This is a genomic window from Massilia sp. Soil_C_3 (assembly GCF_057657035.1).
The window spans coordinates 17,147-38,683 of sequence record NZ_JBDGJG010000013.1; the positions used below are offsets into that span (position 1 = coordinate 17,147).

General features: G+C 67.2%; 17 protein-coding genes. 9 read left to right on the forward strand and 8 right to left on the reverse strand.

The features are described from left to right. The first annotated feature begins 245 nt into the window (after positions 1 to 245). The 6 genes from AC3A6F_RS23115 to AC3A6F_RS23140 all read left to right on the forward strand — a co-directional run bounded on the left by AC3A6F_RS23115 (position 246) and on the right by AC3A6F_RS23140 (position 10,644). Positions 246 to 3,131 carry a TonB-dependent receptor gene (locus AC3A6F_RS23115; RefSeq protein ID WP_487685568.1) on the forward strand — a complete coding sequence of 962 codons (2,886 nt, stop codon included), beginning with the start codon at positions 246 to 248 and terminating at the stop codon, positions 3,129 to 3,131. Between the two features lie 5 nt (positions 3,132 to 3,136). Further along, positions 3,137 to 4,471: a BNR repeat-containing protein gene (locus AC3A6F_RS23120; protein ID WP_487685571.1), complete on the forward strand. Its 1,335-nt coding sequence runs from the start codon at positions 3,137 to 3,139 to the stop codon at positions 4,469 to 4,471. A gap of 8 nt (positions 4,472 to 4,479) precedes the next feature. Continuing rightward, positions 4,480 to 5,637, forward strand: a complete 1,158-nt coding sequence (locus AC3A6F_RS23125; RefSeq protein ID WP_487685573.1) for a glycoside hydrolase family 88/105 protein — start codon at positions 4,480 to 4,482, stop codon at positions 5,635 to 5,637. Continuing rightward, positions 5,634 to 7,994 (forward strand): beta-galactosidase, encoded by a 2,361-nt coding sequence (locus tag AC3A6F_RS23130; protein WP_487685576.1) that lies wholly within the window; start codon positions 5,634 to 5,636, stop codon positions 7,992 to 7,994. The genes AC3A6F_RS23125 and AC3A6F_RS23130 overlap by 4 nt, the downstream gene beginning before the upstream one ends. A gap of 27 nt (positions 7,995 to 8,021) precedes the next feature. Further along, the gene (locus tag AC3A6F_RS23135; RefSeq protein WP_487685578.1) at positions 8,022 to 9,278 is read left to right on the forward strand and encodes a DUF2264 domain-containing protein; all 1,257 of its coding nucleotides are present in this window, start codon (positions 8,022 to 8,024) and stop codon (positions 9,276 to 9,278) included. Positions 9,279 to 9,381: 103 nt separating this feature from the next. Beyond that, positions 9,382 to 10,644 carry an EAL domain-containing protein gene (locus AC3A6F_RS23140; protein WP_487685581.1) on the forward strand — a complete coding sequence of 421 codons (1,263 nt, stop codon included), beginning with the start codon at positions 9,382 to 9,384 and terminating at the stop codon, positions 10,642 to 10,644. On the opposite strand, the gene AC3A6F_RS23145 is transcribed toward AC3A6F_RS23140, so the two are convergent. From AC3A6F_RS23145 to soxR, 7 genes are all read right to left on the reverse strand, one after another. Then, positions 10,553 to 11,137, reverse strand: coding sequence for a hypothetical protein (locus AC3A6F_RS23145; protein WP_487685584.1), 585 nt, complete (start codon positions 11,135 to 11,137; stop codon positions 10,553 to 10,555). The genes AC3A6F_RS23140 and AC3A6F_RS23145 overlap by 92 nt on opposite strands. 71 nt (positions 11,138 to 11,208) lie before the next feature. After that, the gene (locus tag AC3A6F_RS23150) at positions 11,209 to 12,999 is read right to left on the reverse strand and encodes a tetratricopeptide repeat protein (protein ID WP_487685587.1); all 1,791 of its coding nucleotides are present in this window, start codon (positions 12,997 to 12,999) and stop codon (positions 11,209 to 11,211) included. Further along, the gene (locus AC3A6F_RS23155) at positions 12,996 to 13,697 is read right to left on the reverse strand and encodes a sensor histidine kinase (RefSeq protein ID WP_487685590.1); all 702 of its coding nucleotides are present in this window, start codon (positions 13,695 to 13,697) and stop codon (positions 12,996 to 12,998) included. Before AC3A6F_RS23155 ends, AC3A6F_RS23150 begins: the two co-directional genes overlap by 4 nt. Before the next feature lie 111 nt (positions 13,698 to 13,808). Further along, positions 13,809 to 15,479 carry an FAD-dependent 5-carboxymethylaminomethyl-2-thiouridine(34) oxidoreductase MnmC1 gene (gene mnmC1, locus AC3A6F_RS23160; protein ID WP_487685593.1) on the reverse strand — a complete coding sequence of 557 codons (1,671 nt, stop codon included), beginning with the start codon at positions 15,477 to 15,479 and terminating at the stop codon, positions 13,809 to 13,811. 3 nt (positions 15,480 to 15,482) lie between these two features. Beyond that, complete coding sequence (locus AC3A6F_RS23165; protein ID WP_487685596.1) at positions 15,483 to 16,049, reverse strand: DNA-3-methyladenine glycosylase I; 567 nt, start codon at positions 16,047 to 16,049, stop codon at positions 15,483 to 15,485. Next, entirely contained in the window at positions 16,046 to 16,309 is a 264-nt protein-coding gene (locus tag AC3A6F_RS23170; protein WP_487685599.1) for an antitoxin Xre/MbcA/ParS toxin-binding domain-containing protein, read from the reverse strand. The genes AC3A6F_RS23165 and AC3A6F_RS23170 overlap by 4 nt, the downstream gene beginning before the upstream one ends. Continuing rightward, entirely contained in the window at positions 16,306 to 16,806 is a 501-nt protein-coding gene (gene soxR / locus AC3A6F_RS23175; RefSeq protein ID WP_487685602.1) for a redox-sensitive transcriptional activator SoxR, read from the reverse strand. The genes AC3A6F_RS23170 and soxR overlap by 4 nt, the downstream gene beginning before the upstream one ends. 69 nt (positions 16,807 to 16,875) lie before the next feature. Here soxR and AC3A6F_RS23180 point away from each other — a divergent pair, with 69 nt between their 5' ends. Further along, complete coding sequence (locus AC3A6F_RS23180) at positions 16,876 to 17,286, forward strand: antibiotic biosynthesis monooxygenase family protein (protein ID WP_487685605.1); 411 nt, start codon at positions 16,876 to 16,878, stop codon at positions 17,284 to 17,286. Positions 17,287 to 17,299: 13 nt separating this feature from the next. On the opposite strand, the gene AC3A6F_RS23185 is transcribed toward AC3A6F_RS23180, so the two are convergent. Further along, positions 17,300 to 18,640 carry an MFS transporter gene (locus AC3A6F_RS23185; protein WP_487685608.1) on the reverse strand — a complete coding sequence of 447 codons (1,341 nt, stop codon included), beginning with the start codon at positions 18,638 to 18,640 and terminating at the stop codon, positions 17,300 to 17,302. A 151-nt stretch (positions 18,641 to 18,791) separates the two neighbouring features. Between AC3A6F_RS23185 and AC3A6F_RS23190 the strand changes: the two genes are divergently transcribed. Together AC3A6F_RS23190 and AC3A6F_RS23195 are read left to right on the forward strand one after the other, a co-directional pair. Beyond that, positions 18,792 to 20,921: a sensor histidine kinase gene (locus AC3A6F_RS23190; protein WP_487685611.1), complete on the forward strand. Its 2,130-nt coding sequence runs from the start codon at positions 18,792 to 18,794 to the stop codon at positions 20,919 to 20,921. 10 nt (positions 20,922 to 20,931) lie between these two features. Continuing rightward, positions 20,932 to 21,531: a response regulator transcription factor gene (locus AC3A6F_RS23195; RefSeq protein ID WP_320475233.1), complete on the forward strand. Its 600-nt coding sequence runs from the start codon at positions 20,932 to 20,934 to the stop codon at positions 21,529 to 21,531. Positions 21,532 to 21,537: the final 6 nt, after the last annotated feature.

A 21,537-nucleotide genomic window follows, 5' to 3' on the forward strand; every position in this document is an offset into this window, starting at 1 on the left:
TTACGATACCACGTCGAGCTCGGCTAATTCCAGAGATTTTTCAGCAAAATCAGGCGCTTATCCTTCAGGTACGGCAGCTAACCCATCCTTGTTGAGTATTTACGAAGCACATGGTAACGTAACCATACGGTTGTCATATAAGAGCAGCGATGGTCGGCGACCGGTGCTTCATCTTCAGCCGCACGTGCCGAGCACGGCGGCCCGACATTACAAGCGAACCTCGAAGTTCGCGGTCAGGAGACACTATGCAGAAGAAGATTTTGGCCGCGGCGCTGCCGCTGGCTTTGGCCGCCGCATACATGACACCCGCGCTGGCACAGCAGGCGCCCACCACGCCCGACGCCACCACCTCGGACACCCCCGCCACCGCGGAACCACCACCGGCCGACAGCACGGCCGCGCCCACCACCGTGGTGGTCACGGGCTTTCGTTCCAGCCTGCAGAAGGCCCTCAACCTCAAGCAGCAGGCGATCGGCGTGCGCGATTCGATCGTCGCCGAGGACATCGGCAAATTCCCCGAGGCGAACGTGGCCGAATCGCTGCAGCGCGTTCCCGGCGTGATCCTGAACCGCGACGACAGTTCGGGCGAAGGCCAGCGCATCTCGATCCGCGGCCTGCCCACCGAGTATTCGGTGACGACCCTGAACGGCGCGCCGGTCAACACCACGTCCACCAGCACCATCGGCAGCGCCGCGCGCGGCTTCAACTACGACGTGTTCGCGTCCGAACTGTTCGGCCGGGTCGACTTCTACAAGTCGCCATTGGCCGAACTGACCGAGGGAGGCATGGGCGGCATCGTCGACCTGCAGACCCCGCGCCCGTTCGACAGTCCCAAGCGCACCATCCGCTACGCGGTCTCGGGCGCCTACAACACCAGCGCCAAGGAAGCCGATCCGACCGGCTTCGCGCTGTATTCGAACACCTGGGGTCCGTGGGGCTTCCTGGCCGGCGTGGCCCACTCGAAGGCGGTCAACAACCGCTCCGGCTTCGAAGCCACCGGCGGCTACAACAGTTCGGCCAACGGCAGCCGCAATCCCGTGCTGGGCAACTTCGCCCTGGCCCTCGACTACGACGACCCGCGCGCCAACCTGTCGGGCTACTCCCGCGAACAGATCGACAACGCGCTGCTGCCGCGCATCTACCGTTACTACGGCTCGCAGAACCGGCGCAGCCGCGACGGCCTGGTGAGCTCCCTGCAGTTCAAGCAGGGCGGCCTGAACCTGAGCCTGGACGGCCTGTACTCGCGCCTGGAGAACAGCCGCGACGAGCTCTATTACGGCCTCCTGATCCGCAACACCCGCACCACCAATCGCAACGCGCCGCCGGGAACCAACGGCCACAACGGCCTGGTGCCGATCGACGTGAAGATCGATCCCGGGTCGAACCTCCTGACCGGCACCTTCGGCAACACCTCGTACAGCAGCGGCGTGACCTATGGCGAAGACAAGACCGAGTTCGGCTACCTGGCGCTCAACGGCCGCTGGGAAGCACGCCCGGGGCTGGTGGTGACCGGCCAGGTGAGCGCCAACAACAGCAAGGCCACCAGCTATTCGGACACCCTGTCGGGCCAGATCTTCGGCGTCGACACGACCATCGACTATGGCGCCGACCACGTCTACCCGTCGATGTCCTCGCCGATCGACTACACCGACCCGGCCAATTTCAGCGGCTTCGACGTCACCACCGGGTGGACTCGCGAGCGCGACAAGGGCCGCCAGGCGCGCCTGGTGGTGGACTACGACTACGACCTGTTTGGCGGCTGGACCGGGCGCCTCAAGACCGGCCTGGTCTACGTCGACACCAGCAAGGACGTCGAAAAACGCAATGCCGGCGCCGCCATGAAGGCCAAGATGGTCGGCCTGGGCGACGCCAGCGTGCGCGCCAATATGGTCTCGGTGTTGCCGATCCCCGACCTGGACATGGGCCCCGGCTGGCCGAGCCGCTTCGGCACCTTCACCCGCGACTATGCGTTCTCGACCTACGATCCGGTCGCCTTCAACACGAGCGAAGCGTTCACGCCGGCGCAGAGCTTCGGCGCGGCCGAGAAGGTCAGCACCGGCTTCGTCCAGTCCGATTTCAAGGGCGACGTGCTGGGGCGCGAGCTGCGCCTGAACGCCGGCGTACGCTGGTCGCAGACGAAGCTCGACATCGACAACTTCAAGCGCAGCGGCAGCGGCAACACCTACCAGCCGAACAGCGAACAGGGCAAGTACACCAATGTGCTGCCGGCCGTCAGCGCGGCCTGGGACCTGAACGACGAGCTGATCTTCCGCACCTCGTGGGGCAAGACCATCAGCCGCGCCTCGCTGTCGATCATCGCGGCCCAGACCGTGATCCCGAACGCCTTCGACAATACTGCGACCGCCGGCAACCCGAACCTCAAGCCCCAGCAGTCGAAGAACTTCGACACCAGCCTGGAATGGTATTTCAAGCCGGGCAGCCTGCTGTCGGCGGCCTACTTCAAGAAGAAGCTGACCGACGCCACGGTGTCGACCACCACCAACACCACCTTCGGCGCGCTTGGCCTGCCCGACACCGCGCTCGGGGCGATCTTCCAGGACCCGAGCGGCCGGGTCGACCCGAACCTGCCGATGGTGCTGCGCACCTACAGCAACGCCGGCGAACAGACGCTCAAAGGCTACGAGCTGGCCTACCAGCAGGACTTCACCTTCCTGCCCGATCCGTTCAAGGGCTTCGGCGCGCTGGCCAGCTATACCCACATTGATCCCTTCAACAGCATGCGCTGGATCACCAAGGCCGGCAAGGAGATCGAGGTCAACTCGGTGCCCAAGTACGCCTACAGCGTCACCACCTACTATGAACGCGGCCCGCTCGCGATGCGCCTGTCCTACAACTACAAGGACCGCTCGCTGCATGGCGACAACCCTCGGAACAACGGCGACGACCTGATACGCTGGCGCGCCGCGCGCGGCTACCTGGACGGCACCATCAGCTACAAGCTGTCCGAGAACCTGGAGCTGCGCCTGGATGCGCTGAACCTGACCGACACCCTGAACTACGACTACTTCGAGGACGCCAACGGCCAGTACGGCAGCGGCAAGCACACGCGGATGGACTACGCGAAGTACGACGGGCGCACGTTCAAGATCGGCATCCGCGGCAAGCTGTGATGCGGATGACCGGCTTTATGTATCGCTGCAGCGGGATCGTGGCCGGCGCTGTCCTGCTGCATGGCTGCGCCGCTGGTCCCGCAGTTGGTCCAACCTTGAGCCAGGTCGGCCCCGGCTGGGCCGGCAACTCGGTCAACGCCGTGGTGTTTCGCAAGAACGCCCTGGCCAGCGACGGCGCGCACCAGTACATCGCCTACTACGATGGCGCCGGCCAGGTCGTGCTGGGCAAGCGCCGTCTCGGCGGCGACGCCTGGGAACTGCGCCAGACCGCATGGCGCGGCAATGTGCGCGACGCCCACAACGCGATCAGCATCATGGTCGATGGCGAAGGCGTGCTGCACATGGCCTGGGACCAGCACAACAACCCGCTGAACTATGCGCGCGGCGTCGCCCCCGGCAGCCTAAAATTGCAAAGGGCGCCGATGCTGGGGCGCGACGAAGCGTCGCTGTCGTATCCGGAGTTCTTCCGCATGCCGGATGGCGGCCTGCTGTTCCTGTACCGCGACGGCGGTTCGGGACGCGGCAACCTGGTCGCCAACCGCTACGATCCGGCCACCGGCTGGCGCCGCGCGGCCGACAATCTGATCAGCGGCGAGAGGCTGCGCAACGCCTACTGGCAGGCTGGCGTGGATGGCCTCGGCGTCATCCACCTGTCCTGGGTCTGGCGCGAATCGCCCGACGTCGCCAGCAACCACGACATGGCCTATGCGCGCTCGCGCGACGGCGGCGCGAGCTGGGAAGACAGCAACGGCAAGCCCTATTCGCTACCGATCACCGCCGCCAGCGCCGAGTACGCGGCGCGCATCCCGCAGAACAGCGACTTGATCAACCAGACCTCGATGGCCTTCGATGCCCGGGGCCGGCCCTATATCGCCAGCTACTGGAGGACAAAGGACAGCGCCGTGCCCCAGTACCGCGTGCTGTACCGGCGCGACGAAGGCTGGCGCCGGCTCGACCTGGACTTTCGCAAGACCGCCTTTTCGCTCGCCGGCATGGGCACCAAGGCGATCCCGATCGCGCGCCCGCAGCTGCTGATCGACCAGCGCGGCGCCAACCCATCCGGCCTCATCGTGTTTCGCGACAGCGAGCGCGGCGAACGCGTGTCGGTGGTGCGCATCCCCGGCTTCGACGCGCCGCGCTGGTCGGTGCACGACCTGACTGACAGCCCCGTCGGCGCCTGGGAACCGAGCTACGACACCGAGTTGTGGCGGCGCCAGGGCGAGCTGCACCTATACCTGCAGGCGGTGCGGCAAGTCGATGGCGAAGGGCTGGCCGACGTGCCGCCCTCCACCGTGCAGGTCTTGCAGTGGCGACCCGCAAGCGACACTCACATTCCATGAAAGACGACATGACGAGACGACTCTACCTCAAGCTTGCCCTGGCCACGCTGGTCACCCTCGCCGGCGGCTGCGCCAGCATTGGTGGTCAAGCGCCAACACGGGCCGACGTCCTGGCCGACCTGACCCGCGCCAACGATTACTGGCAACGCAACCACGCCCCGCAACAGTGGGCGTTCTGGGACGTCGCCGCCTACCACACCGGCAATATGGCGGCCTATGCGCTCACCCGCAACGAGGCTTACCGCGATTACTCGACCGCCTGGGCCGAGCACAATCGCTGGCGCGGTGCGGACTCGGATAAGCGGGCCGATTGGAAGTACAGCTACGGCGAAACCCAGGAATATGTCCTGTTCGGCGACTGGCAGACCTGCTTCCAGACCTATGTCGACCTGTACGAACTCGATGGCCGCAAGGACCCGCGCCGCATCGCCCGTGCGCGCGAGGTCATGGAATACCAGATGAGCACTTCCAACCGCGATTACTGGTGGTGGGCCGACGGCATCTATATGGTGATGCCCGCGATGACGAAGCTGTACAAGGCCACGGGCGAGCAGCGCTACCTCGACAAGCTGCAAGAGTACTTCACGTATGCCGACCAGCTGATGTACGATCCGGACGCGGGCCTGTACTACCGCGACGCCAAGTACATCTACCCCAAGCACAAGTCGGCCAACGGCGGCAAGGACTTCTGGGCGCGCGGCGATGGCTGGGTGTTCGCCGCCCTGGCCAAGACGCTGGCCGACCTGCCGCCCGATAATCCAAGCAGGCCCCTGCTGACCGAGCGCTTCCGCCGCATGGCGGCGGCCCTCAAGCCGCTGCAGCAGGACGATGGCTACTGGACCCGCAGCCTGCTCGACCCGGGCCATGCACCGGGCCCGGAGAGCAGCGGCACCGCCTTCTTCACCTATGCCTACGCCTGGGGCATCAACAACGGCTACCTCGACCGCGCCGCGTATGCGCCGACGGCCCTGCGCGGCTGGAGCTTCCTGAGCCGGGTCGCGCTGCAGGCCGATGGGCGAGTCGGCTACGTGCAGCCGATCGGCGAGCGCGCGATCCCCGGCCAGGTCGTGAACCAGGACTCGACCGCGCCCTTCGGCGTCGGCGCTTTCCTGCTGGCGGCGAGCGAGATCGCGAGTCTGGTCGATAACGCGGGAGGCAAGCGATGACGCCTACGCTGCCTCGCCGGCGCCTGCTGCAGGGCGCCGCAGCCAGTTCCGCGCTGGCGCTCTTGCCAGCTCAGATCCAGGCTGCCGCCTCGCCCCGCTTCACGATCGGCCGCGAAGACTTTCTGCTGGACGGCAAACCGCTGCAGATCCGCTGCGGCGAGATGCATTTTTCGCGCGTGCCGCGCGAGTACTGGGCGCACCGCCTCAAGACCATCAAGGCAATGGGCCTGAACAGCGTCTGCGCCTACCTGTTCTGGAATTACCATGAGTGGCGCGAAGGCCAGTTCGACTGGGCCGGCCAGCGCGATGCCGCCGAATTCTGCCGGCTGGCGCAGCAGGAAGGCCTGTGGGTGATCCTGCGCCCCGGCCCGTATGCCTGCGCCGAATGGGAGATGGGCGGCCTGCCATGGTGGCTGCTCAAGCAGCAGGGCGATGCCTTCCTGCGCTCCACCAGCGAGGCCTTCCTGGCGCCGTCGCGGCGCTGGCTGCGCGAGGTTGGCCGCGTGCTCGGTGGGCAGCAGGTGACGCGCGGCGGCCCGATCCTGATGGTGCAGGTCGAGAACGAGTATGGCTTCTACGGCGAGGACCTGGACTATATGCGCGCGCTGCGCCAGGCCGTGCTGGACGCCGGCTTCGACGTCCCGCTATTCCAGTGCAACCCGACCAATGCGGTGGCCAAGACCCACATCCCCGAGCTGTATTCGGTGGCGAACTTCGGCAGTAATCCCGAGGCCGGCTTCAAGGCGCTGGCCGAGGTGCAGCAAGGGCCGCTGATGTGCGGCGAATACTATTCCGGCTGGTTCGACACCTGGGGCGCGCCGCACCGCCGCGGCGGCGTCGAGAACGCCGTGGCCGACATCAAGACGATGCTGGCGGCGAACGGCTCGTTCAGCCTCTATATGGCGCACGGCGGCACGACCTTCGGCCTGTGGGGCGGCTGTGACCGGCCGTTCCGGCCCGACACCACCAGCTATGACTACGACGCCCCGATCAGCGAGGCCGGCTGGATCGGCGCCAAGTTCGAGGCCTACCGCGCCGCGATGACGCCGTTCCTGGCTCCAGGTGAGGCCTTGCCGCAGCCGCCGGCGCCGATGCCGGTGATGACGATCCCCGCCTTCGCCCTGAACGAAACCGCGCCATTGAGCGCAAGTCTGCCGGAGCGCACGATCCGCGACGCGTCGCCGCGCCCGATCGAAGAATACGACATTAGCCGCGGCATCGTCGCCTACCGAGTCACCTTGCCGGCCGGCCCGGCCGGGGTGCTGGCCGCCGCCAAGGTACGTGACCTGGCCTGGGTGCGGGTCGACGGCAAGCTGGTGGGCACGATGGACACGCGCCACCGCCGCTTCAAGGTATCGATCCCGGCGCGCAGCAAGCCGGCGACCGTCGAGATCCTGCTGTACACGATCGCGCGCGTGAACTTCGGGGTCGAGATCCACGACCGCAAGGGCATGCATGGCCCGGTCACCTTCACGCCCAACGGCGGCGAGGCCCAGGCGCTGGAAAACTGGGAGATCCGCGCCATCGACTTCGATGCCGAAGGCGTGCTGCCGCCGCTGGCGTTCAAGCGCGGCCGCAGCAAGGATGCGGCGTTCTGGCGCGGCAGCTTCGACACGAGCGCCACCCATGACACCTTCCTCGACATGTCGGGCTGGGGCCAGGGCATCGTCTGGATCAACGGCCGCTGCCTGGGCCGCTACTGGAGCATCGGGCCGACCCAGACCATGTACCTGCCGGGACCGTGGATCAGGCGCGGCCGCAACCAGGTGGTCGTGCTCGACCTGACCGGCCCGCGCGAGGCGCGCATCGCCGGCCTCGCCAAGCCGATCCTCGACCAGTTGCACCGCGAGCGCGACCTCGAACGCCCTCCCAGCAGCGTCAGGCTGCAGCTCGATGGCGTGCAGCCCGCGCACGAAGGCGCGTTCGCGCCCGGCTCCGCGACCCAGGACGTGCGCTTCGCGGCGCCGCTGCGGGCGCGCCAATTCTGCCTCGAGTCGCTCGACGCCTTCGACGGCAAGCCCTACGCCGCGGTGGCCGAACTGGCGCTGCTGGACAAGAGCGGCAAGACGATCGAGCAATCCGCCTGGACCATCGCCTGGGTCGACAGCGAAGAAGCGCACAAGGAAGATGGCGGCGCGCTCAATGCGATCAATGGCCAGAACAGCGACTACTGGCACACGGCCTACAGCGGCCCGGGCGCCGGCACGGCACACCCGCACCGGCTGGTGATCGACCTCGGCAAGGACGTCGAGGTGGCCGGCCTGCGCTACGTGCCGCGCCAGGGCAAGGACGACGTGACGGGCCGCATCCGCCGCTATCGCGCCTATGCCGGCGAGCGGCTGGCCGGCGAGCCCTGAATACTCACATAACGACAAGGAGACGCAATGCAAAGAAGGGATTTCATCGGCAGCCTGGCGGCAGGCGCCGCACTGGGCGGCCTGGCTGCGCCCGCGATGGCCGCGACCCCATCCACCGCGAGCGGTGGCGACCGCGCGTACACGGCCGGCCTGCTGCAAAAGATGGCCGAACCGGTGCTGTCGAATATGTCGCGCGGCGAACTGAAAAAGAACTTCAAGCTCGAGGTGAGCCCGAGCTCGGATGGACGCGACAACAACGTCGCCTACCTGGAAGCCTTCGGCCGGCTGATCGCCGGCGCGGCGCCGTGGCTGGCCTTGCCCGACGACGCCAGCGCCGAAGGCAAGACCCGTGCGCGCCTGCGCCAGATGGCCTTGCAGAGCTATGTGCATTCGGTCGACCCGAAAAGCCCCGATTATCTGACCTGGCGCGGCCACGGCCAGGCGCTGGTCGACTCGGCCTACTTCACCAATGCGCTGATGCGCGCGCCGAAAGCGCTGTGGGAGCCGCTCGACACGACCACCAAGCAACGCATCGTCGCCGAGATCAAGGGCCTGCGCCGGATCGAGCCGCCCTTCATCAACTGGCTGCTGTTCGCGGCGATGAACGAGGCCTGGCTGCTGTCGATCGGCGAGGAGGCCGATCCGCTGCGCACCAATGTCGCGATCCGCAAGGTCAACGAATGGTATGTGGGCGACGGCTGGATCAAGGACGGCGAATCGTTCCACTTCGATTACTACAGCTCCTTCGTGATGTACCCGATGCTGCTCGAGATCCTCGAGGTGCTCGAACGGCATGATGCGCCGTTCTGGAACGGCAAGCCGGCCGAGCTGCGCGCCCAGGCCCTGAAACGCACTCAGCGCTATTGCGAGCATCTGGAGCGCTTCATCTCGCCGCAAGGGACCTTCCCGCCGATCGGCCGCTCGCTGACCTACCGCAGCGCAGCCTTCCAGCCGCTGGCCCTGCTGGCCTGGCGCAAGCAGTTGCCGCCGACCCTGCCCGAGGGCCAGGTGCGCGCGGCGATGCAGGCGATGCACAAGGCCTTGTACACCGCCCCGGACAACTTCACCAGGGACGGCTATCTCACCATCGGCTTCGCCGGCCACCAGCCGGAGCTGGGCGACTGGTATTCCAACAGCGGCAGCATGTACATCGCCTCCGCCAGCTTCCTGGCGCTGGGCCTGCCGGCCGACGATTCCTACTGGACCAGCCCGGCCCAGGACTGGACCCAGAAAAAGGCCTTCAGCGGCGCCAGATTCCGCAAGGACTACCCGGTCGATTATTGAGGAAAGAGCGCAGCGTCCTCCCGCCGATGGCAGAAGGCGCAGCGCTTGACCGCCTGGCGGCTTCGGCGGATAACATCGATATGGAACGTCCACGGGAAATGCCATGTCGATCGTCAGTAGAGAGGAGATTGCCGGTGCGCTGCGTCGGCGGGAGTTCGTCCTGTACTACCAGCCCAAGATATCGCTGACCAGCAACCGCATCGTCGGCGCCGAGGCGCTGGTGCGCTGGCAGCGCCCCGACGGCACGCTGCTGCCGGCATCGGCCTTCATCGGCGCCATCGAGCGCGCCGGCCTGCTCAAGAGCCTGACCCGGCGGCTGCTGCCGCAACTGGTGCATGATCTGGTGCATGAGCTGGTCGACAGCGACCTGGCGCAGCAGCTCCAGGTGTCGTTCAACGTGTGCTCCTGCGACCTCGAAAACAGCACGCTGACAAGCATGATCCTCGACGCCATCGTGCGCGGCGGGCTGCCGCCGGCGGCGCTCGAACTCGAGATCACCGAGACGCAAGCGCTGCAGGCCGCGCCCTGCGTGCTGTACAACGTCCAGGCGCTGACCGAGGCCGGCGTCGGCCTGGCGATGGACGGCTATGGCATCGGCTACTCGAGCATCGATACGCTGAGCCAGTGGCCGTTCACGACGATCAAGCTGGACCAGGGCATCGTGGTGCGGATGCTCGACTCGCCCAAGAACGCGACCATCGTCCGTTCCTCGATCCGCCTCGGCCACGAACTCGGCCTGGAAGTGGTCGCGGAAGGCGTCGAAACGCTCGCGCAGCACGATTTTCTGGTGGAAGCCGGCTGCGGCGTGGCCCAGGGCTTTTTGATCAGCCGCGCCCTTCCCCTGGCGGGCTTCAAGGCATTCTGCGCCGCCGCCGGCAAGTGCCGCGGCCTGCCGGTCGGCCTGGTGCACATGGCGATCGTCGACCACGTGCAGTGGCGACGCCAATTGGCCAGCTTCGCGATCCGGCGCGCCGCCCTGCCACCCGATGCGCCGTTGCGCCAGTCGGCCGGCCACCCGACCCTGTGCGTCACCAAGTGCGCCCTCGGTCGCTGGTACCTGAGCGAAGGCCGCTATTTCGCGGGCACGCCCACCTACCACGCGCTCGATGCGCCGCACCGCAGGCTGCACGAGATCGGCGCCAGCATCGTCGAGCGCGTCCGGGCCGGCGCCGGCCAGGTCGACATCGCGCCCCTGATGCGCGAACTCAAGCAGGTGTCGCTGGTCCTGATCGGGCTGCTGGAAGATATCGAGGATGCCGGCTTCGAAAGCCTGTTCACGCCGGCGGCAACCACGCCCGCCAGCAGGCACCGAGCTGTTCCCGTAGTGCCGGTGGCAACGCCTGCGCCGCTGCACGAAAGGTCGTGACCTCGGGCGCCGCGGCATGGGTGCCGGATGCGATCGCGGCGTCCCACTGCACACCGTAGCGGGCAAACAGCGCGCCAAAGGCCGCGTGGTCGAAGCCATGCTGCGCCACCATCCGGTCGAGCGTACGAAAAGCCTCTTCCACCGCTCCGGGCCAGAGCGCCACGCCAACCACGGCTGGCCGCTCGCCGTACTGGGCGATGCGGTGGGCGGTTCCGGGAGTCACCAGCGCCGCCTGGCCCGCCCGCAAGACGGCATGCGCTCGAGCGCCGGCGCGCAAGGTCAGTTCTCCCGCCAGCGCGACCACCAGCTTGGATTCACGCGCATGCGACAAAGGAAAGTTCACTGCGCGCAGCGGCAAGGCGAAGCGCAGCGCCGTTCCCGCGCCGCCGATCTGCCGTTGCGGCACATCGATGTGCACCGGATAGCCGCCCGGGTACAGCAGCAACTGGTTTGCAGCGCTCGCGGCCATGATCGCCCCTGATGGAATGGTCATGCCATTCTAGAGGCGATCGGTCCCGGCGAAAACACCACCCTCGTCAACACAGTATTGCGCCGTACGGAATGTCAGGCCTTGGGCGCTGCAGCCTCTTTTTCTTGCGCAGGTTCGGCGGACGCCGGCTGTGGCTCCGGCTTCGGCTGCAAGGCACCCAGCTGCTCCATCAGCTGCGCGAAGCGCTGCTGGCCCGGCTGCAGCCGGTCGACGTGCTCCAGCACCTGCCGGGCTTCGAGCTCGAGCTCGGGCTCGTAGCCGCGCTGCTGCATGTGCGAGATCAGGATCTGCACCGCGTTGAACAGCACCCGGACGTTGTCCGGCAGCCGCTCGCGCGCCTTGCGCATCCATTTGACGGCGTCGGGCAGCTTGCCGGTCTTCCACAGCACCACGCCCTGGTTCATCAGGTCCACCGCCTCCTTGCGCGCGGTACGGATGATAAGCGCGCCCTCATCGGGCAGGCGCGCGCGGTCGAAGATCCTCTGCACCTCGTCCTGCAGCAGCGTGTTGTCGTGGTTGTTGCGGATGACGTGGGCCAGCACCTCGTTCGGCGTGCCCTTGACGCCGACCGCGAACAGCAGGGTCGCCATCTCGATGCAGATCGCGGTGCCGGGCCGCCCCGGATCGGCCTGCAGCATCCCATCGAGCTCGTCGCCGGCACGCCGCGCGTTCAGGTAATCGCCGCTCTCGTGATAGACGTGGCCTTCGGTGATCTTCGCGCGCAGCACGATGTGTTCGTGCTCGCTGCCGAATTCGCGCTGGGCCAGCAGCAGCAGCTGCAGCGCATCCTTGGTGTTGCCCTTCAGGCCGCACACGCGCGCCAGGCCCAGGTAATCGTCGGGCGCCTTGCGGATCGAATACTCGCCGATCACCAGGCATTTGCGGAAGGCCTTCTCGGCCATCGGCACATTCCCCAGGCGTAGCGCGGCCTGGCCCAGGTGGCGCTGGCGCGGCACCGAATTGGGCGACAGCTTGGCCGCGCGCTCGAGCACCGCGGCCGCCTCTTCGTGCTGGCCCATGCCCTGGTAGGCGCGGGCCAGCTGGTCGTAGGCGTCGATGTAGTGGCGGTTCTCGGCGATCACGGTCTGGAACATCTGGCGCGCCTGCTCGAAGTCGCCGTCGGCCATGCGGATCTTGCCCAGGCCCGCGCGCGCCCAATGGTATTCGCGCTGGGCCAGCACTTGCTCGTACACTTCGCGCGCGCGCGCCGGCTGGCCGCTTTGCTCCAGCATGCGCGCCTTCATGCGCAGCAGCTCGATCACGTGCACCCGGTTGGCGGCGATCTGCTCGTCGCACAGGCGCGCCGCGCGCAGGTAATCCTTTTCGATGAAGGCCTGGTCGATCAGGCGGAAGATCTGCTTGCGGCGCCACACGCGGTTCAGGCGCGTGAGCAGCACGCCTTCGGTGATCGGTTTCACCAGATAGGCGTCCGGCTGGTGCTCGGCCGCGCCCATCACCGATTCCACGCTCTTTTCGGCCGAGACCATCACGAACACCGACGACGGCATCAACAAATGGCGCAGGCGCGCTTCTTCCAGCACCTGCTGGCCATTCTTGCCCTCGCCCAGGTTGTAATCGCACAGCACCACGTCGTAGCGCAGCTTGTTGAGCAGTGCCATGGCCTCGCCGCCGCTGGACGCCTGGTCGATATTCCTGGCCCCCAGGCTGCGCAGGCTTTCGCGCAGCAGTTGGCGGATGCCGACGAAGTCGTCGACGATCAGGTAATGCTTGCTGGCCCAGTCGATCTCTTCCAGCACCTTGGGCTTTGCGACCACCGGCGGGGCGGCCGGCTTGGCGTCCGGTTTCGCATCCAGCTTGGCGTCCGGCTTTGCATCCGGTTTTGCAGGGGAGGCAGGCGTATTCATGGCAGGGTCAGGATGAAGCAGCCACCGCCGAGCGGGCCGCCGTTTTCGAGCCGCACCGCGCCGGACCGCTCGCGGTGGCGGTGCATGCGCGCCACCTCGCCCGAGAAGTACAAGCCCAGGCCTGCGCTATTGGTCAAAAAGTTGACGCCGCTGTCGCCGCTGCCCGGCGTGCCGGCAGCCAGCAGCGCGGGCGGAAAGCCCGCGCCATTGTCTTCGACTCGGATCTCGAGATCGCCGTCGACCTCACGCGCCGACAGGCGGATGCGGTCGCGCGTATAGTGCAGCGCGTTGTTGACGGCGTGCGACACCACGCCCACGATCAGGTCTTCGTCGACGTGGGCGATCAGTTCGGGATCGATGTCCAGTTCCAGGACCACACCGCGCGACTCGAGCAACACGCGCTCGAGCGCCACCACCTGCTCGACCAGCTGGCCTACCTCGAGCGGCTGGACGTCGAACGGATAACCAGGTTTGCCGACCTGCTTGTACAGGGCCAGCAGCTGCATCAGGTTGTCGTTCAGGCGGCGCGTCTGGTACAGCATCTGCGCCATTTGCGCATACGCCTTCTCGGTTTCGGGCGAGGCGCCGTCGAGCAGGCGTTCGAGCGTACCGGACAGGACGCTGATCGAGTTCTTCATGTCGTGCGCAGTGGACGCCAGGAACAGGAACAGCTCGGGCGAGTGGTGTGAATCTTCCATCCGGACAGGCCCTTTCGGCCAAAAGTTGCTACCAATAAATTATACCCGCAGGCATTGCAGAGTTTGGCCGCACATGCCAATTCCGCGCGCACGTTTGCGGCGGCGCAACGGTCAGGGACCGATATCCGCGGCGTTTGGCGCAGTTTCAGGGCTATGACGGCTGTTGCGCCGCGCGCGCAACACGAAACGGGCCGGATCGAGCGCATCGACCAGGGCCATCTCGAGCGGCAGCGGTTCGCCTTCCAGCTGGGCGGCCAGCAGCTCGGCCGCCAGCGGCGCCCAGATCAGGCCGCGCGAGGCATAGCCCAGCAAGCCGTAAAGGCCCGGATGGCGCGGCACGTCGCGCAACCTTTCGGTGGCGCCAGCGGCGGTGAAGTCCGGCAGACGGCCGACCAGCGGCAGGCGGTCTGGCGCCACACAGCGAAACCCCACCCGGCCCGCCAGCGGCGCGCCCTCGGCCGCCTGCGGATCGGACACCAGGCCGCGCAGCCGCGCCACGTTTTCTTGCTGGCTGGCGGCGCGCAATTGCGGATCGGCGTCCAGGTCATAGGTCGCGCCGGCGCAGGTGACGCCGTGGGCGGACGGCGTCAGATAGGCTTCGCGGCACAGCACCAGCGGCAGTTGCGGGGCGTGCTCCGGCGCCAGATGCGTTACCTGCCCGCGCATCGCCTGCAGCGGCAGCTCACGTGTCTGCACCATCTTGCGCGCGCCGGCGCCGCTGGCCAGCACCACGGTCGGCGCCTGGCCGATGACACTGCCATCGCCGCCACGCGCCTGCCATTCGTCGTCGCCCCGCTCCAGCTGCACATCGCCTGCGCCGAAGCGCCGCGTCAAGAGGTCGCCGCAGGACGCCAGCAGCGCCTCGCATACGCTGCCCGGCCGCGCCCAGCCACCTTGCGGAAAAAGCCAGCCGCCATCCGGCGCGGGCAGGCCGAGCAGCGCTTCGGCCTCCAGGGGTTCGAGCCAGCGCGCGAAATCGGGCGGCAGCTTGCCGTCGCCCGCAATCTGGCGCGACACGGCCGCGTGGCCGGCATCGCGCGCCAGCTGCAGCACGCCGCACCCGTCGCCGTCGAAGGCGCGGCCGACGCCGCCCAGTTGCTCCCACAGGCGCAGCGCGTACAGGTAGGCGGCGCGCGTCAGGCGGGTCGGGATATTGTCGTCGCGGGAGAGCAGCGGCATGAAGATGCCGGCCAGGTTGCCCGAGGCTTCCATCGCGACTTGCGGATGACGTTCGATCAGCGTGACCTGCCAACCGCGCGCGCACAGCCGCGCGGCCGCGGCGCAGCCGGCCACGCCGGCGCCCAGCACCAGCGCGCGCCGGTCCGGTTCTGGCGTCGACGGCAGCCGCGGCTTGCGGGTCGAGAAGGTCGCATCGTCGCCGTCGAAGGCGTATCCCTGGGCGCTCAGGGCCGCGCGCTGTTCGCTATCGAGGCCATGCGCTTCCAGCCGCGCGCCGAGCGCCGTCAGGCGCGCCAGCGGACGGACGAAGGCCGTGCCTTGCGCGCCGTGCAGACGGATGAAATCGGGGTGGGCGTTCAATTCGGCCAGCGCGGCCTCGAGCGGCGTGGACACCAGGTCGAGCGTGACGTTATTGTCGTCCTGCGGGATGCGGTGAAAGCCAGGCTGCAAGCTGCCGGCGAGCGCCACCACGTGCAGGTGCGCGGGCCGCTGTGGATCGGCGCGCCAGGCTTCGACCAGGGCGGCGAAGCGGCTGCCGTCGCCATGGTCGCTGTCGAAGACGGTGTAGCGCGTGCGGTCGCGCCAGTGGTCCTGCACATTCATCGTTCAGCGCCGTCTGCTGCGGCAGTGGCACTCGCGGTCATGGTCGTCCACCAGGCCGATGCCCTGCATATAGGCATAGACGATGGTCGAGCCGACAAACTTGAAGCCGCGCTTGGCGAGATCCTTGGAGATGCGGTCGGACAGCTCGGTGCGCGCCGGGCGGGCATGGTCCGGCCAGTCGTTGACGATCGGCTTGCCGTCAACGAAAGCCCACAGGTAGTCGTCGAGCGTCAGGCCCTGCTCGCGCAGCGCGAGATAGGCTTTGGCGTTGGTGATCGCGGCGGCGACCTTCAGGCGGTTGCGCACGATGCCGGGGTTGAGCAACAGCTCGGCCTTCTTGTCGTCATCGTAGGCGGCGATCTTTTCCGCATCCCAGCCGTCGAAGGCGGCGCGGTAGGTGTCGCGCTTGTTCAGGATGGTTTCCCACGACAGGCCGGCCTGCGCGCCTTCGAGGTTGAGCATCTCGAACAAAGTGTTCTCGTCGTGGCAGGGCACGCCCCACTCGTTGTCGTGGTAGGCGATGTAGCGCGGATTGGCCATATTGGCCCAGGAGCAGCGCTTGACCGTCATCGCATCGCTCCCTGTGTTGCGGTGCGCAGGCTGGCCAGGACGTCATCGGTGCGGCCCTCCGCCACCAGTTCGGCCGGCGTGCGTCCGTCCAATGCCTGCTGGGGCGCCTTCATCCAGGCGTCGGCGGCATCGTCGTTCCCGAGCACCTTGCGCACTTCATGCATGACGGCGTAATAGGCCTGCGCCTTGCGCGAATGGCCGTCGAAGCGCGCCTGGAGCGCGGCGATGGAGTCAGGGGAGAGGCGTTCAGGATCAGTCATGGCGTCGGCTTGCTGGTGGAGACCGCATCATACCCCGCCTCGGCCGGGCGATCGAGGAACGCCGCGCCGGCGCTGTCCTCGCCAAGCTTGTCGGCCGGGTTGCGCAGCGGGCAATCGGCGAGGGAAAGACAGCCACAGCCGATGCAGGTATCGAGTTCGTCGCGCAGGCGCTGCAGGCGCGCGATGCGCTCGTCGAGTTCCGCGCGCCAGCCGGCGCCGAGCACCCGCCACTCCTTTGCGCTGATCGTGCGGCCTTCCGGCAACCCGGCCAGGTTTTCCCGGATCGTCTCGAGCGGGATCCCGGTGCGCTGCGCCACCTTGATGATGGCGATGTGACGTAGCACCTCGCGCGCATACCGGCGCTGGTTGCCGTCGGTGCGCCAGCCCTTGATCAGGCCTTTCGATTCATAGAAATGGATGGTGGAGACCGCCACACCGCTGCGGCGCGCCACCTCGCCCACCGTGAGGGCCTTTTTGTCGGGATCGATCGTCGTCATTGCGCTTGACCTCAAGTTAAGTTGAGATTTTATACTTTTTCTCGCTCCCATCTCAATCAAGGAAAGAGTATGAGCAGGCAGATCGACGACATCCTCACGAGCAGGACGTCATCTACTCGCGATCGGAAGGGTTCGGCCGCGCGCCGACAGGATGTCATGCACGCGATTTACTTTAGATGGAAAGTGGCTCCTGGTCATGAGCGAGAGTTCGAGCACACCTGGCTGGAGCTCACCGAGCTGATACGCGATGAGCGCGGCGGTCTGGGGTCGCGCTTGCATCGGTGCACCGACGGCCACTATTTTGCGTATGCCCAATGGCCGTCCGAACTCTTCTGGGCTGCACAAGCCGAGCCTACTGCACGCATGGTCGAGCTACGAAACCAGATGCGTGAATTCGCTGAGCTTGTGGATGGGCCACTTCGGGGTGACGTCGTTGCCGACCGCCTGATATCGCTAGCTCCCGACTTAAGCCACCCTTAGTGTCTTTCCCAGCTCAATGCCCGCGCAACTCCGCATCGATCTTCGAATGCGCCGCCGTATCACGCATGCACCAGCACACGATCAAGGTGCAGGCAATCACGCCGGTGACATACCAGTAGAACCCCGATTCCAGATTCACCGACTTGAACCACAGCCCGATGTACTCGGCCGTTCCACCAAAGATCGACACCGCGAACGCATAAGGCACGCCGACGCCGGTGGCGCGGATCGAGGCCGGGAACATCTCGGCCTTCACCAGCGCGTTGATCGAGGTGTAGCCCGAGACGATGATCCACGCGCAGGCGATCAGGCCAAACGCTTCCCACGGGCCGCTGGCGTGGCGGATGGCCGTCAGCAGGGGCACGGTGAAGATCGTGCCGAGCAGCGCGAAGCCCACCAGCAGCGGGCGACGACCGATGCGGTCCGACAGCGCGCCGTACAGCGGTTGCAGGCACATGGCGAACAGCAGCGAGGCGGCCGAGACGGCGGTCGTTTGCGAGTCGGTCAGGCCGACCGACAGGCGCAGGAACTTCTGCATGTAGACGGTGTAGACGTAGAACGCCAGGGTGCCGCCCATGGTCAGGCCGACCACCAGCAGCACTTCCTTCGGGTGCTGGGCCAGCTGCCTCAGGCCGCCCATCGGCTTGGCTTTCTTGCGCGCCGATTCGAACGACTGCGTCTCTGGCATATCGTGACGCATCATCAGCGCAATCAGGGCCAGCAGCGCGCCGCAGACGAAGGGAATGCGCCAGCCCCAGTCACGCAGCTGGGCGTCGCTGAGCAGGAAATGCTGCAGCACCAGCAGCAGCACCAGGGCCAGCAACTGGCCGCCGATCAGGGTCACGTACTGGAAGCTGGCGTAGAAGCCGCGTCGCTTCGAGTCCGCCATCTCCGACAGGTACGTCGCGCTGGCGCCGTATTCACCGCCCAGGCTCAGGCCTTGCAGCAGGCGCGCCAGCAGCAGGATGCAGGGCGACAGGATGCCGGCCGTGGCATAGGTCGGCGCGCAGGCGATCAGCAGCGAGCCGGCGCACATCAGCAGCACCGACGCCATCAGGGCCACCTTGCGGCCGTGGCGGTCGCCCAGGTGGCCGAACAGGATGCCGCCGATCGGGCGCACGAAAAAGCCCAGGGCGAAGATGCCGGCGGTCGACATCATCTGGGCCGTGGGATCCTGGGCCGGGAAGAAGGAACCCGCGAAGTACAGGGCGAAGGCCGCGTAGCAGTAGAAGTCGAACCACTCGACCAGGTTGCCGGCCGAGCCGACGAAGATGGCGCGCAGGCGCGCGCCGGAAATGGGTTCGGCGGCCTGCGGCTTCGTGCCGGCGACCGGATTGCTGATGGTTGTTGTCATGGTGTCTCCTCGATCAGAGATCCCATTGTCGGCACCGGTAGAGGCCGGCACATCCGCAATATTGGCGCGGCCTCCTCCGTAAAAATACGGAGGAGGCCGCGCCAAGCCCAAGCAGCTGGTATTGTTGGCTATTTTGGCCAGGGACTATTCGATGTCATCCTTGTTCAAACGACATCTCTGGCGCAAGCTGCTCGCCGTGGCGGGCGCGCTGGCCCTGATCTTCGCCGCCGGCTGGTTCGCCGAGCAGCGCGAGCTGCAGGCCAAGATGGAGGCGCTGCACCAGGCGACGGCGGCGCACGTGCTGGGCCTGCGCGGCCTGGTGGAAAAGCACGACTTTTTGCCGCATGCGGCGGCGCGCCATCCCGACGTGCACCACCTGCTGCAGGCGCCCCGTGACGCCGCGCTGCAGTCGCGCGTGAATGCCTATTTCGCCGACCTGCAGACGACCACCGGCGCCACCGCGCTGTTCCTGATCGATCGCGCGGGCCTGACCATCGCCTCCAGCAACTGGAACCTGCCATCGAGCTTCATCGGCGAATCCTACCGCCAGCGCCCTTATTTCGAGGACGCGGTGGAGGGCCGCCGCGGGCTGTTCTTCGGCCTGGGCCTGACCACCGGCCAGGCCGGCCTGTTCATCGCGGAGCCCGTGCGCGAGGGGAACGATGTGACCGGCGTCATGGTCGTCAAGATCAGCCTCGATCCGCTGGAACGGACGTGGCGCGAGGGCGCCAACCCGGTGGTCCTCAGGGACAGCCGCGGCGTCGTGTTCCTGAGCGGCGTGTCCGAGTGGCTGTTCAAGAGCGTCGGGCCGGTGTCCGCGCTGGACGCGGCCTGGATCGCGGACCACGGCCAGTACGGCGCGCGGCGCCGCTTCGACGTCCTGCCGTGGACGATCCGGGTGCGCGACGACGTGCCGGGCTTCGTCCTCAGGACCAGCACCGGCGGAAAGACGCGCGACTACCTTGCACTGGATACGCCGCTGCCCGGCCTGGGCTGGACCCTGACGGTCCTCGAGGACATGCGCGAGGTGCGCGAGGCGCGGCGCCTGGCGCTCGCGCTGGGCACGCTGGCGATGGCCCTGTCGCTGCTCGGCGTGCTGTACTGGCGCCTGCGCGAGCGGCGCTATGCCGAGCAGCAGTCGGCCCGGCTCGAGCTCGAGCACCGGGTCGAAGAACGCACCCGCGACCTCCAGCAGGAATACGCCTTCCGCAAGGCGATGGAGGACTCCCTGCTGGTCGGCATGCGTGCGCGCGACCCGGAGGGCAAGATCATCTACGTCAACCCCGCCTTCTGCGCCATGGTCGGCTACACCCCGGATGAATTGCTCGGCTGCCGGCCGCCCTACCCCTACTGGCATCCGGACGACCTGGAAAAGCAGGCCCGGGATAGCGACGACGCCCTGCAGGGCCGCGCCGCGCCGCACGGCTTCGAATCGCGCATCCGCCACAAGGACGGACACGACGTGCTCACCATGGTGTACACCGCGCCCCTGATCGACGCCGACGGCGTGCACCGCGGGTGGATGAGTTCGATCGTGGACATCACGGCGCAAAAGCAGGCCGAGGCGCGCCAGCGCGACCAGGAACTGCGCCTGCAGCGCAGCGCGCGCCTGGCCAGCGCCGGCGAGATGGCCTCGACGCTGGCCCACGAGCTCAATCAACCCCTGATGGCGCTGTCCAATTTCGCGATCGCCTCGCGCGCCCTCGCCGCCAGGGGCGAAGCCGCCATGCTGACCGGCGCGCTCGACGACATCGTCGAGCAATCGCGGCGCGCCAGCGAGATCGTCAAGCGGGTGCGCGCCATGATCAACCCGCAGCGCGCCGACTACGCCACCCTCGTCATCGGCGCCGTGATCGACCATGTCGAAGCGCTGCTCAGGCCCGAGCTCAACGGCCAGGGAGTGCTGCTGCGCGTGATGCTGGAAGACCCCGCCGTGAAGGTGCGCGGCGACCAGGTCCTGCTCGAGCAGGTGCTGGTCAACCTGATTCACAACGCGGCGCAGGCCATGCACGACCAGCCGCGCCATCGGCGCCGCATCGTGCTGGCGACGTGCCGGGTCGCGCAGGGTGTGCGGATCGCGGTCAGCGACCAGGGGCCGGGCATCCCGCCCGAGCAGCTCGACCAGATCTTCGCCCCCTTCTTCACCACCAAGCGCGACGGCCTTGGCCTGGGCCTGAACATCTGCCGCACCATCGTCGAAGCCCATGGCGGCGCGATGACGGTCGCGAATGATGCGGATGGCGGCGCCACGTTTTCATTCATCCTGCCCATCGTTCATTGAAAGCAGCACCATGAAAGATTCACCACTGACCCTCTACGTCGTCGACGACGACGAAGCCCTGCGCCGCTCGATGCTGCTCCTGCTGTTCTCGCAGGGTCTGGCGGTGCAGGCCTTCGACTCCGGCGAAGCCTTCCTCGAGGCGGTCGACCCAAGCCAGCCGGGATGCGTGATCCTCGACCTGCGCATGGGCGGCATGAGCGGCCTGGCCGTGTTCGAGCGCCTGCGCTCCGAGCACAGTCCGCTCGTGACGGTATTCCTGTCCGGGCATGGCGACATCCCCATGGCCCTCGAGGCGGTGCGCAGCGGCGCCTGGGACTGGGTGGGCAAGCCGGACACCCAGCAGTTGCTGGACAAGCTGCCCGACGCCATCATGGAGGCCCGCGCGCGTGGCCACGCGAGCCGGCTGTGGGAAGAACTGACGCCGCGCGAGCGCGAAGTCGCGCGCCTGGTCGGTCTGGGGCAGCCCAACAAGGAGATCGCGCGGGTGCTGGTGCCACCCTGCGGCCCGCGCTCGGTCGAGACGCACCGCGCCAACATCTTTCATAAGCTGGGATGCGCCAACGACAACGAGCTCGGGAGGTGGCTGGCGGCCTACCCCTGGCTTCGATAGGCGCTT